Origin of the sequence: Pseudidiomarina mangrovi, assembly GCF_003999375.1 — a bacterium.
In the GTDB taxonomy this organism is placed as follows: Bacteria; Pseudomonadota; Gammaproteobacteria; order Enterobacterales; family Alteromonadaceae; genus Pseudidiomarina; species Pseudidiomarina mangrovi.
In genome coordinates, this window is sequence record NZ_RJLC01000017.1 from 88,308 (window position 1) to 101,302 (window position 12,995).

The 12,995-nt window shown below is 49.8% G+C and carries 12 protein-coding genes; all 12 read left to right on the forward strand.

Going from position 1 to position 12,995, the window contains the following annotated elements; translation table 11 throughout:
* The first annotated feature begins 188 nt into the window (after nt 1-188).
* Entirely contained in the window at nt 189-563 is a 375-nt protein-coding gene (gene sdhC / locus EFO84_RS09670) for a succinate dehydrogenase, cytochrome b556 subunit (RefSeq protein ID WP_127347860.1), read from the forward strand.
* Nucleotides 557-913: a succinate dehydrogenase, hydrophobic membrane anchor protein gene (sdhD, locus tag EFO84_RS09675; RefSeq protein WP_127347861.1), complete on the forward strand. Its 357-nt coding sequence runs from the start codon at nt 557-559 to the stop codon at nt 911-913. The genes sdhC and sdhD overlap by 7 nt, the downstream gene beginning before the upstream one ends.
* Nucleotides 914-2,680, forward strand: coding sequence for a succinate dehydrogenase flavoprotein subunit (sdhA, locus tag EFO84_RS09680; protein ID WP_127347862.1), 1,767 nt, complete (start codon nt 914-916; stop codon nt 2,678-2,680).
* 14 nt (nt 2,681-2,694) lie between these two features.
* Nucleotides 2,695-3,414 carry a succinate dehydrogenase iron-sulfur subunit gene (locus tag EFO84_RS09685; RefSeq protein WP_127347863.1) on the forward strand — a complete coding sequence of 240 codons (720 nt, stop codon included), beginning with the start codon at nt 2,695-2,697 and terminating at the stop codon, nt 3,412-3,414.
* 101 nt (nt 3,415-3,515) lie between these two features.
* Nucleotides 3,516-6,326 (forward strand): 2-oxoglutarate dehydrogenase E1 component, encoded by a 2,811-nt coding sequence (sucA, locus tag EFO84_RS09690; protein ID WP_127347864.1) that lies wholly within the window; start codon nt 3,516-3,518, stop codon nt 6,324-6,326.
* Between the two features lie 12 nt (nt 6,327-6,338).
* Complete coding sequence (gene odhB / locus EFO84_RS09695) at nt 6,339-7,901, forward strand: 2-oxoglutarate dehydrogenase complex dihydrolipoyllysine-residue succinyltransferase (protein ID WP_127347865.1); 1,563 nt, start codon at nt 6,339-6,341, stop codon at nt 7,899-7,901.
* 135 nt (nt 7,902-8,036) lie between these two features.
* On the forward strand, nt 8,037-9,203 hold the full coding sequence (gene sucC / locus EFO84_RS09700) for an ADP-forming succinate--CoA ligase subunit beta (protein ID WP_127347866.1): 1,167 nt from the start codon (nt 8,037-8,039) through the stop codon (nt 9,201-9,203).
* Nucleotides 9,204-9,205: 2 nt separating this feature from the next.
* Complete coding sequence (sucD, locus tag EFO84_RS09705) at nt 9,206-10,078, forward strand: succinate--CoA ligase subunit alpha (RefSeq protein WP_127347867.1); 873 nt, start codon at nt 9,206-9,208, stop codon at nt 10,076-10,078.
* Between the two features lie 94 nt (nt 10,079-10,172).
* Nucleotides 10,173-11,081 carry a M14 family metallopeptidase gene (locus EFO84_RS09710; RefSeq protein ID WP_127347868.1) on the forward strand — a complete coding sequence of 303 codons (909 nt, stop codon included), beginning with the start codon at nt 10,173-10,175 and terminating at the stop codon, nt 11,079-11,081.
* Nucleotides 11,078-11,380, forward strand: a complete 303-nt coding sequence (locus EFO84_RS09715) for an excalibur calcium-binding domain-containing protein (RefSeq protein ID WP_127347869.1) — start codon at nt 11,078-11,080, stop codon at nt 11,378-11,380. The genes EFO84_RS09710 and EFO84_RS09715 overlap by 4 nt, the downstream gene beginning before the upstream one ends.
* Before the next feature lie 6 nt (nt 11,381-11,386).
* Nucleotides 11,387-11,731, forward strand: a complete 345-nt coding sequence (locus EFO84_RS09720; RefSeq protein WP_127347870.1) for a hypothetical protein — start codon at nt 11,387-11,389, stop codon at nt 11,729-11,731.
* The gene (locus tag EFO84_RS09725) at nt 11,728-12,990 is read left to right on the forward strand and encodes a hypothetical protein (protein WP_127347871.1); all 1,263 of its coding nucleotides are present in this window, start codon (nt 11,728-11,730) and stop codon (nt 12,988-12,990) included. The genes EFO84_RS09720 and EFO84_RS09725 overlap by 4 nt, the downstream gene beginning before the upstream one ends.
* Nucleotides 12,991-12,995 lie beyond the last annotated feature (5 nt).

The window sequence follows — 12,995 nt, forward strand, 5'->3', positions numbered from 1 at the left end:
CAGCGACATTTTATGTGCTGATCTGAATCACAAAAAATTACGTTTTTTCAGGTAATCCGCGTGATTGAGAATTGTAATTCGTTGCTCTGGCTTATATACTTTGGCAGCGATCTAGCAGGGTCCTCAAGCGCGAGGATGTTTGAAGTTCCGAGCATGTTATCAATGCTTTTCCACAAGGCACAACAATCGTGAAAAAACAAAGACCTGTAAATTTAGACTTAACAACAATTCAGTTTCCAGCAGCAGCCATTAGTTCAATTCTTCATCGTATCTCTGGAGTCATCATGTTGGTGGCTGTGGGCATGTTGGTGTGGGCATTGGCAACCTCGCTGCAATCAGCCGAAGGCTTTGCCATGGTGCATGGCTTGTTCAGCAGCTGGTTGGCCAAATTCATCGCGTGGGGCATTTTAACAGCGTTGGGTTACCACCTGTTAGCAGGCGTCCGCCACATGTTTATGGACCAAGGTTATTTTGAAGAAATTAAATCGGGCCGTATTAGTGCACAAATCGTGTTCGTGTTGGCAATCGTGTTGTCAGCTTTAGCAGGAGTATGGTTATGGTAAAAGTTGCAACGACCTTTGGTGGCAGCGGCACACGCGATTACGTGTTACTGCGCGCCTCAGCCATTATTTTGGCCTTGTATGCCATTTTTATGGTGAGCTTTTTAGTTACCGCCGCGCCGCTTAGCTACGACGTATGGACTAATTTGTTTGCCGGTTTAGGCATGAAGATTTTTACCATGTTGGCGCTCACCAGTGTATTGGTGCACGGCTGGATTGGTATCTGGCAAGTGTTAACCGATTACATCAAGAACTCTGGTTTACGTGCATTCATTCAATTTGTAGTCAGTGTGGCGCTCATTGTGTACTGGTTAGCCGGTCTGCTTGTAGTGTGGCCTGTAGGGGGTATGTAAGTGAGCGTACAAACTCTAGAATTTGACGCCGTAGTTATCGGCGCTGGTGGTGCAGGCATGCGTGCAGCACTGCAAATTTCGCAAAACGGCATGACCTGTGCGTTGATGTCGAAAGTGTTCCCAACGCGTTCGCACACGGTATCAGCACAAGGCGGTATCACCGTAGCCTTGGGTAACGCCCATGATGACAATTGGGAATGGCACATGTTCGATACCGTGAAAGGGTCAGACTATATTGGTGACCAAGACGCTATCGAATATATGTGTAAGACTGGTCCTGAAGCCATTTTAGAAATGGAAAATATGGGCTTGCCATTCTCACGTTTCGAGAACGGTAAAGTGTATCAGCGCCCATTTGGTGGCCAATCTAAGAATTTTGGTGGTGAGCAAGCTGCACGTACGGCTGCCGCTGCTGACCGTACCGGTCACGCATTATTACACTTGCTGTATCAGCAAAACGTAAAAAACAAAACTACAGTATTTTCTGAGTGGTTTGCGCTGGATCTGGTCAAAAACCAAGATGGCGCTGTGGTCGGTACTACCGCCATGAACATCGAAACCGGCGAGATTTTCTTCGTTAAAGCCAAAGCAGTTATTTTGGCCACCGGCGGTGCAGGCCGCATTTACGCCTCAACCACCAACGCCCATATCAACACCGGTGACGGCGTCGGTATGGCGTTACGCGCTGGAGTACCGGTGCAAGATATGGAAATGTGGCAGTTCCACCCAACCGGTATCGCCGGTGCTGGCTCCCTGGTTACTGAAGGTTGCCGTGGTGAAGGCGGGTACTTGCTGAACAAAGATGGCGAGCGTTTCATGGAACGTTATGCACCAAACGCTAAAGACCTAGCCGGCCGTGACGTTGTTGCTCGCGCTATGATGACTGAAATTCGTGAAGGTCGTGGCTGTGATGGTCCATGGGGCCCACACATTAAGCTGAAGCTCGATCACCTAGGCCGCGACGTGCTAGAAAGCCGCTTGCCGGGTGTGTGTGACTTGGCCAAAACCTTTGCTCACGTTGATCCGGCAGAAGAGCCAATTCCAGTCATTCCAACCTGTCACTATATGATGGGTGGTATTCCAACCAACGTGCATGGCCAAGCGCTGCAAATCGACAACAACGGCAATGCCAAGCCAATCCCTGGCTTGTTTGCTTGTGGTGAAATTGCTTGCGTATCGGTGCATGGCGCTAACCGTTTAGGTGGTAACTCATTACTCGACCTAGTGGTATTTGGTCGTGCAACAGGCTTGCATTTGGGCGAAGCGTTAGCGGCGAATACCGAAGCGCGTGAAGCCTCAAGCAGTGACATTGAAGCAGCATTGGCACGCACTCAGCGTTGGGAAAACACCCAAAAAGGTGAAGATCCGGTGCAGATCAAGAAAGACTTGCAAAACTGCATGCAGCTGAACTTTTCGGTTTTCCGTGAAGGCGATGCAATGGCCGATGGCCTGCAGCAGTTACGCGAAATTCGTGAGCGCTTACAGCACGCTCGTCTCGACGATACCAGTAAAGAATTCAATACCCAACGGATTGAATGCTTAGAGCTCGACAACCTGATGGAAACGGCATACTCAACTGCAGTAGCCGCAAACTTCCGGACTGAGAGCCGTGGTGCTCATAGCCGTGCTGACTTCCCAGATCGTGATGATGAAAACTGGTTAGTGCATACCGTATACCGTCCAACCGACGAATCTATGGTCAAGCGCGAAGTGAATATGCAGCCGAAGCTGCGTGAAGCATTCCCGCCAAAAGCGCGGACTTACTAAGTTAGGTGGCAACGATGAAGACGTTGAAAATTTCAGTTTATCGTTACAATCCCGATGTGGACAATGCGCCATACATGAAAGACTACACCCTTGAAGTCGATGAAGGGCGTGACATGATGGTGCTCGACGTGCTGCTCAAATTGAAAGAGCAGGACCCAACCCTGGCATTCCGCCGCTCGTGCCGTGAGGGCGTATGCGGCTCGGACGGTTTAAACATGAATGGTAAGAATGGCTTGGCCTGTATCACGCCGTTGTCCGCCTTAAATGGTGGTAGCAGCAAAGTGGTTATTCGGCCATTACCAGGCTTGCCGGTCATTCGTGACCTGATTGTTGATATGAGCCAATTCTATCAGCAGTACGAGAAGATCAAACCGTATTTGATCAACGACGATAAGACTCCGCCAGCACGTGAGCGCCTGCAGTCGCCTGAACAACGTGCCAAATTAGATGGTCTGTACGAGTGTATCTTGTGCGCCTGTTGTTCTACCTCGTGCCCGTCATTCTGGTGGAACCCAGACAAATTTATCGGTCCAGCTGGTTTGCTGCATGCTTATCGGTTCTTGATTGATAGTCGTGATACCGCTACTGAGCAACGTTTGAACGAACTGGACGATGCGTTCAGTGTGTTTCGCTGCCATGGCATCATGAACTGTGTCAACGTATGCCCGAAAGGATTAAACCCGACCAAGGCTATTGGACACATCAAATCCATGCTATTGAGCCGTGCGATTTAACCTAAGCGCACAGATTTGCTATAGTATTGGGCGAGCTGTATCGAAATAGCCATCCAGCATGGATGGCTATTTTTTTGTAAAACGAGTGTGAAGGAACAGCGATGCAAGACGGCGTAATGCAAGCCTGGTTAGAATCTTCCCACCTGGCTGGTGGCAACATGGCTTATGTTGAGGAACTGTTTGAGTTATATCTCGACGATCCAACCGCGGTCAGTGATGAGTGGCGAAGCTTTTTTGACCGCTTACCCCAAGATGGTGTAGGGCGCGATACCAAGCATAGTGCCATTCGTGATGAATTTCGTGAAGCGGCAAAAAATAAGCTGAAACAAGCTGGCACAGTAGTGGCTGCGGCACCTGATTATAAGCAGGTAAAAGTGTTGCAGTTGATTAATGCCTACCGTTTTCGCGGTCATCAGCATGCTAATCTTGACCCACTTGATTTATGGAAGCAGCCTCAGGTTCCCGATTTGAGCCTTGAGCATCACGACCTGTCGAAAGATGATTTCGACAAAGAATTCAATGTTGGCTCGTTAGCTGTCGGCAAAGACACCATGAAGCTTGGTGAGATCTACCAAGCGCTAGAGCAAACGTATTGTGGCTCTATCGGTGCCGAGTACATGCATATTGTCTCAACCGAAGAGAAGCGCTGGATCCAGCAACGCCTTGAAGGTGTGCGCGGGCGCCCGCAATTTGCTGCTGAGCAGCAACGTAAAATTTTAAAAGAACTGACTGCAGCGGATGGTCTAGAGAAGTATTTAGGCGCTAAATTTCCTGGCGCTAAACGCTTCTCACTCGAAGGCGGTGACGCTTTAGTGCCGATGCTCAAAGCGCTGATTTCACGCGCCGGCGAGCAGGGCGGCAAAGAAGTGGTTATCGGTATGGCCCACCGTGGTCGTTTGAACGTATTGGTCAACGTGCTCGGTAAGAAGCCACAAGATTTGTTTGATGAGTTTGCCGGCAAGCATGACCATGTCAAGGGCTCGGGTGATGTGAAATACCATTCAGGGTTTTCATCGGATTTCGCCACCCCAGGCGGCGACGTGCATTTAGCCTTGGCCTTTAACCCGTCACACTTAGAAATCGTTAACCCCGTGGTCATGGGGTCGGTGCGGGCGCGGATGGATCGTTTAGGCGATGCCAGCGGTGCTAAAGTATTGCCGATTACCATTCACGGTGACTCGGCTATTGCTGGTCAGGGTATCGTGCAAGAAACCTTTAACATGTCGAAAACTCGCGCCTATCAAGTGGGCGGGTCAATTCGCATTGTGGTGAACAACCAAGTTGGTTTTACCACATCAAAACAAGAAGATACGCGCTCTACCCAGTACTGTACCGATATTGCCAAAATGGTGCAGGCGCCAATTTTCCATGTTAATTCAGATGACCCAGAAGCCGTGGTGTTTATTGCTCAGTTGGCGCTGGATTATCGCAACACCTTCAAGCGTGATGTAATGATTGATTTGGTTTGTTATCGCCGCCATGGTCACAACGAGGCCGATGAGCCAAGTGCGACCCAGCCGGTGATGTATACCAAGATCAAGCAACACCCAGTACCACGCGTCATCTATGCCGAACGCTTGGCACAGGCTGGGGTGTTGAAAGATGATGATGCCGATAAACTACTCAGCGACTACCGTGACCTACTCGATAAAGGTGATGTTGAAGTTGTTGACGAATACCGTGACATGAAATCACATTCGTCGGATTGGACTCCTTATATCGGTAATGAATGGGACGTGCAATACGACGCTAAAATTAGCTTGCAGCAGTTGCAGAAGCTCGGTACCGCCATGAGTACGGTGCCGGCCACGCACAAACTGCATTCGCGGGTTGAAAAGGTCTATGAAGAACGCCTGAAAATGGCAGCCGGGGAGCGCCCAGCAGACTGGGGCTTTGCCGAAACTTTGGCCTATGCCACCTTGGTGGATGGCGGCGTACATATTCGCTTAACCGGTCAGGATAGCGGTCGTGGTACCTTCTTCCATCGCCATGCAGTACTACATAATCAAGATGACGCCTCAACCTACATGCCGTTGAACAACGTGCGCGAAGGTCAGGGCCGTATTGAATTGTATGACTCGGTGCTATCAGAAGCCGCGGTTGTTGCCTTTGAATACGGCTATGCCACGGCTGAACCGAAATCACTGGTGATGTGGGAAGCGCAGTTCGGTGACTTCGTCAACGGCGCCCAAGTGGTGATTGACCAGTTCTTAAGTTCTGGCGAGCAAAAGTGGGGCCGCTTGTGTGGCTTAACGCTGTTGTTGCCGCATGGTTATGAAGGCCAAGGCCCAGAGCACAGCTCGGCGCGCTTAGAGCGGTTCTTGCAACTGTCCGCAGACCATAACTGGTCGGTGTGTGTGCCAACTACGCCAGCGCAAGTGTTTCACATGATCCGTCGCCAACAATTACGCCCAGTGCGGCGGCCATTGATTGTGATGACGCCTAAATCATTACTGCGTCATCCATTAGCGGTGTCAGAATTAAGCGAAATGACCGATGGTGTGTTCTTGAACGCTATTGGTGAAATCGACAAACTGCCAGCGAAGAAAGTGAAGCGGGTGGTATTCTGCTCGGGCAAAGTGTACTACGATCTATTGCAAGAACGTCGCAAGCGCGAGCAAACTGATGTAGCAATTATTCGTATCGAACAGTTGTATCCGTTCCCAGCCGAAGAAGTGGCTGAAATTTTAGCTGATTATAAGCACGTGAAAGACTTTGTTTGGTGTCAAGAAGAGCCGCAAAACCAAGGTGCATGGTACAGCAGCCAGCACAATTTCCGCGCTGCAATTCCTGCTGGTGCCGAGTTAACTTATGCCGGTCGGTCAGCCTCTGCGGCGCCGGCGGTCGGTTATCTGTCTGAGCACAACAAACAACAGCAACAACTCGTCGATGACGCGTTAACTATTAAATAGGTGATATGGACCATGGCTATTGATATTAAAGTTCCACAACTCCCTGAATCTGTTGCCGATGCAACGGTTGCTACTTGGCATGTTAAGCCGGGTGACAAGGTGTCACGTGACCAAAACTTGGTCGATATTGAAACTGACAAAGTTGTGCTTGAAGTTGTGGCGCAAGAAGATGGCGTAATGGGCGACATTATTGCTGAAAGCGGCGCCACGGTTGGAGCTGAAGAAGTGATTGGTAAGCTCGAAGCGGCCGGCTCAGCCAGCAGCAATGCCAAGGCTGATAAAGCTGACAGTAAAGCAGAGACTAAAGCAGAAGCTAAAACCGAAGCCAAAGCAGACAGACCAGCCAGCGGCGGTAGCAAGGTTGAAGTCAAAGTACCAACCCTGCCTGAGTCGGTAGCGGATGCCACGGTTGCCACCTGGCACGTTAAAGCCGGTGATGCGGTGAAACGCGATCAAAACTTGGTCGATATTGAAACTGACAAAGTAGTACTCGAAGTGGTTGCAGAAGCTGACGGCGTATTAGCCGAGATTCTGCATGACAGCGGCGCCACTGTGGGCGCTAACGATGTGATTGGTATTCTGATGGCCGGCGCTAGCGGCTCAGATAGCAAAGCCGACAGCAAAGATGACAGCAAAGCCGACAGCGCTACAGCTCAGAGCGGTGATAGCGATGAAGGCGACAGCGAAGTAGCTGGCCCAGCGGTACGCCGTTTGTTAGCTGAGCAAGGCTTGAAAGTCGCTGACGTGAAAGGAACTGGTAAAGGCGGTCGCGTGACCAAAGAAGATGTCGAGAAGCATGTGAAAGACAGCAGCAATAAATCAACCCCAGCCAACAAGCCAGCAGCCACCACTGCGGCACCAGCGGTCAGTGGCGACCGCGAGCAAAAACGTGTGCCTATGACGCGTTTACGCAAGACCATTGCCAAGCGCTTGTTAGAAGCCAAGAACTCCACTGCTATGTTGACTACCTTCAACGAAGTCAACATGAAGCCCATCATGGATTTGCGCAACACCTACAAAGACATCTTTGAAAAGCGTCATGACACCCGTTTAGGTTTCATGGGCTTTTACGTGAAAGCCGTGACCGAAGCGTTGAAACGCTTCCCAGAAGTGAATGCCGCACTGGATGGTGACGACATTGTGTATCACAACTTCTTTGATATCAGCATTGCGGTATCTACCCCGCGTGGTTTGGTAACCCCAGTACTACGTGATACCGATAAGCTCAGCATTGCTGATATTGAAAAAGGTATCAAAGACTTAGCTATCAAAGGTCGTGACGGCAAATTGACCATGGACGATATGCAAGGCGGTAACTTCACCATCACCAACGGTGGGGTATTCGGCTCGTTGCTATCTACGCCAATTTTGAACCCGCCACAAAGTGCCATCTTAGGCATGCACAAGATCCAAGACCGCGCCATGGTAGTCGATGGTAAGATTGAAATCTTACCGATGATGTACCTGGCCTTATCTTATGACCACCGTATTATTGATGGTAAAGAGTCGGTCGGCTTCTTGGTCACCATCAAAGAATTGTTAGAAGACCCGCAACGTTTGTTGCTGGACATCTAACGCGACGTACCAGCCGCTGTGATTCATCTGAACCAGCGGCTGTATTTTTTCCGCGCAAGCCTGTAAAATACGCGCGAAATTCGGGTTAGCAGCCAGTCGGCTGTTATTGTTGTTCATACGAATCGGAAGAGCATCATGAACTTGCATGAGTATCAAGCCAAGCAACTGTTTAAAGAGTTTGGTTTGCCAGTATCTGAAGGCTACGCAGTTGACACTGCGGATGAAGCCGTTGAAGCCGCCAAGAAAATTGGTGGTGACCGTTGGGTTGTTAAGACTCAAGTCCATGCCGGTGGTCGCGGTAAAGCGGGCGGTGTTAAGTTAGTTTCTAGCTTAGACGACGTCCATGCATTTGCCAGCAACTGGTTAGGTAAGAACTTAGTAACTTATCAAACAGATGCTAATGGCCAGCCAGTTTCTAAAATCTTGGTTGAGAGCCTGACCGATATCGCTTCTGAACTTTATTTAGGCGCTGTGGTTGACCGTGCATCACGTAAAATCGTGTTCATGGCGTCAACTGAAGGTGGCGTTGAAATTGAGAAAGTTGCTGAAGAAACTCCAGAAAAAATCTTGAAAGCAGTGATTGACCCAATTGTTGGTCCATTGCCTTACCAAGGTCGTGAACTGGGCTTCAAATTAGGCTTAAACGCTGATCAAGTGAAGCAATTCACCAACATCTTCATGGGCTTAGCCAAGATGTTCGAACAGTATGATTTCGCCTTATTAGAAATCAACCCGTTGGTTATCACTGAGCAAGGCAACCTGCATTGCTTAGACGGTAAAATCAACATTGACGGTAATGCTCTGTATCGTCAACCAAAAATCAAAGCTATGCACGACCCGTCACAAGACGACGCACGTGAAGCGCAAGCCGCTAAATGGGACCTCAACTATGTCGCCCTTGAAGGCAACATTGGTTGTATGGTCAACGGCGCTGGCTTAGCTATGGGTACCATGGACATCGTTAAATTATCAGGTGGCCAACCAGCTAACTTCTTAGACGTAGGCGGCGGTGCAACCAAAGAGCGCGTTACCGAAGCGTTCAAGATCATCCTCTCAGACAGCAACGTGAAAGCCGTGTTCGTAAACATCTTCGGCGGTATTGTTCGTTGCGACATGATTGCGGAAGGTATTATCGGCGCTGTTGAAGAAGTTGGCGTGAAGGTTCCAGTGGTAGTTCGCCTTGAAGGTAACAATGCCGAGCTGGGTAGTAAGAAATTGCAAGAAAGCGGCCTAAACATTATTGCCGGCACCAGCTTAGCTGATGCGGCAAATAAAGTTGTAGCAGCGGCGGCAGGAGCTTAATCATGAGTATCTTGATCGACAAAAACACCAAAGTGATCTGTCAGGGTTTCACTGGCGGCCAAGGCACCTTCCATTCTGAGCAAGCGATTGCTTATGGAACGCAAATGGTTGGTGGTGTAACCCCAGGTAAAGGCGGCCAAACGCATTTAGGCCTGCCGGTATTTAACACCGTACGCGAAGCCGTAGAAGCAACTGGCGCTACTGCATCGGTTATTTATGTACCTGCACCATTCTGTAAAGACTCCATTGTTGAAGCTGCTGATGCCGGCATCGAATTGATCGTGTGTATCACTGAAGGCATTCCAACCATCGACATGTTGTACGTGAAAGAATATCTCACGGTGAAAGGCGTGCGCATGATTGGTCCAAACTGCCCAGGCGTGATCACTCCAGGCGAATGTAAGATTGGTATCATGCCAGGTCACATTCACAAGCCAGGTAAAGTGGGTATCGTATCGCGTTCAGGCACCTTGACCTATGAAGCGGTTAAACAAACCACTGACGAAGGTTTCGGCCAGTCTACTTGTGTCGGTATCGGTGGCGACCCAATTCCGGGTTCAAACTTTATCGACATTTTGGCGCTGTTTGAAAAAGATCCGCAAACCGAAGCTATCGTGATGATCGGTGAAATTGGTGGTTCAGCTGAAGAAGAAGCGGCTGAGTTCATCAAGCACAACGTCACCAAGCCAGTGGTATCGTACATTGCTGGTGTAACTGCACCTCCAGGCAAGCGTATGGGCCATGCCGGTGCGATTATCTCTGGTGGTAAAGGCACTGCCGATGAGAAATTTGCAGCATTAGAAGCCGCGGGCGTTAAAACCGTTCGTAGCTTAGCCGATATCGGTAAAGCATTGCGTGAAAAGACCGGCTGGTAAGCACCGCCGTGTTACTATCGAAGGCCGCTCACTTGAGCGGCCTTTTTTTTCGGGTAGAATCGAGCTACAGCATTGATATAAGGAAGCAGCCGTAATGAGTTATGCAATTGGAACCGCCGGTGTGCCCTGGGGCGCACCTGAGAAGCAACAATGGTATCAGCAGCAACGTGTTCAGCGTTCGTATCAGCATGACATTGTTAGCCACATTCAACGTTTGGCGGAGCGTTTTGAGCTGCACCAATACGGTTGCTTAGACTATGCCGCTGGTAGCTATCCGTTGTATGTGCTAACCAGCACTATCAGTGCCGATAAACCCACTATTTTGGTGACTGGTGGCATTCACGGTTACGAAACCAGCGGTGTGCTCGGCGCCTTGCGCTTTTTAGATACCGAGGCCAGCTTCTTTAGTCAGTTTTTTAATGTGGTGGTGGTGCCCTGTGTTAGCCCCTGGGGTTATGAAACCATCAATCGTTGGAACCCCGAGGCGGTTGATCCGAACCGGTCGTTTAAGAATCCAAGTCCGGCTCCAGAAGCGGCGCAATTGATGGCCTATATGAGCGAGCACCACCCGCAGGTGCTGTGCCATATTGATCTGCACGAAACCACCGACACCGATAACAGCGAATTTCGCCCGGCATTAGCGGCTCGTGATGCCAAGCCGCAGTCGGTGTGGACCATTCCCGATGGCTATTATGGTGTCGGTGACAGCGCCAATCCGCAGCCAGAGTTTCAAGCAGCTATTATTGCCGAAGTAGCTACCGTCACCCATATTGCTGAAGCCGACGCCGACGGCTGTTTGATTGGTGTACCCATCGCGCAGTTTGGGGTGATTAATTATGATGTTAAACCCTTAGGTTTGTGCGCTAGCTTGACCAATGCCAACTATGTCAGCACCACTGAAGTGTATCCTGACAGCCCACGCACCAACCCTGAGCAATGTATTGATGCTCAAGTAGCGGCTATTCGTGGCGGTTTAAATTACTTACGCAAGAAGGTTTTATGAAAAAGTTACTGCTGCTCATTTTGGCACTGGTGCTGGCTTGGCGCTACTACTTAGACGACAGTCAGCGCCAGCATTTTATGGGCTACTTGCAACCAAATAAGCTCAATGAAGTGATTGCTACTCCGAGCGATGAGCAACGGTTTAGTTGTGATAAACGGCGTTTTTGTAACGAAATGAACTCCTTTGCCGAGGCAAAGTTTTTTATGCAGCAATGCGGCGCGGTGGAGCTTGATGAAAATGAAAATGGCATTCCATGTGAAGCAGATCCGCGATTTTTTAACGACTTACTAAAGCAGTAAAAGACCATGAACGAATCACAGAAACTGCAAAATTGGCTCGGTTTTAGCTGGCTGGCGGCGATGCTGAACACCTTTTTCTATTTACCGGCAGGGCTTATGTTTCTGATGTATTACTTATTACATCAGCCGTTACAACAAACTACTTCCAAGCCACTGTTGTTGCTTGCTAGTGTGGCCTGTCTGTTGGTTTGGGTGAATTCGGTGCTGGTTTTAATAGGGCAAAGTTATTTGGCCAAACAGAGCAAGCATAGAGTTTATATCATCACCGCGTTGCCATTGCTCGGTTTAGCTGCGGGCGCACTGGGCTTGGTGATGGTGTTAGTAATTTTTGGACAAAATGGCTTTTCATGAAACAACTTTTGCAATTAGGGTTATTGGCGGCGCTTATCGTCGGCTTGACGGTGGCAGTACAACAGGCGCAAGCGCCTGCGCCAAGTATTGCCATTACGCTGTCCAAACAGTCTGCTGAGCATTGGCAAGTAGCCTATCAAAGCCCGCAACCAGTTCACCAATTGGTATTTATTCGCAACCCCGATCAATCACGTCAGCAGCGCTGGCTGCCACTCGATAGCGCTTTTGAAATGAGCCTGACTGCGGCTAATGAAGAGCGTATTCGGCGTCGTGATGGCGCGCTATTCGAGCAGGTCTCGTTGCAACTTACCCCAACGTATGTGGCGCTCGATAAAGACTATGCGCCATTCTCACCCTTTACCGATGGCGGCATGGCGTGGTTTACCGGGCGTTTTAAAGTGTGTCCTGAGCACTGTGACAACAGCGCTGCTATTAACTATGACTTCACCATGCAGGCTTTGGCGAGCGATGCCATTCGTATTCCGGCACAACAATTTACCGGTACAGCGAATTGGGTAGAGGCTGCCGATGATGGCCAGGTGGTGTATGTTGGCCCACAGCAACAAACCGACCCATTCTTAGATAGCGTGATTGACCCCGGCCTGCCGTATGCGCTGCAAACCTCGTTGCGTTACGATTTACCGCCGATGTTGCAGTATTTTGCTGAGCGCTTGCAGCCGTTAGCAGCGCCACCTATTTTATTCGCCTCGTTTAGCCCTACTGATGATGGTCGTTATGGTCAACAGGGCGGGGTAATTGGTCGTCAACTGTTTGTGCATTGGTATGGGCACAGCATGCATGAGCGCATGACCGAAGCTAATTTTATTAACGACACGCTATGGTTTTTTGCCCATGAAGTAGGGCACCTCTATCAAAGTAATATTTATTCCAATGACGATGCCTGGATCCACGAAGGTGTGGCTGAGTTCATGGCCTATGATTATTTGCGTGCAAGCAGTGGCCGTGACGATTATTTGCAGCAACGCTTGGCGCAAGCCGAACAGCAATGCCAAACAGTAGCCAGCGGGGGCAGTGCGTTTGCTAAGCATTACAGTTGTGGTTTGTTACTGGCGGTGACCATGCACGAGCGGTTATTGCAGCAGCATGCCGCCGGTTTGTATCGGTTGTGGCAGGCTTATAAAGCCGTGCATGAGGGTGGCGCGCCAGTTGACGCCACCACCTACTTACAGGTGTATCAACAGCTTACCGACGCAGCTAGTGCTGCGGCGATTCACCAGCAGCTGCAACAATTGCGTTAAGCCGT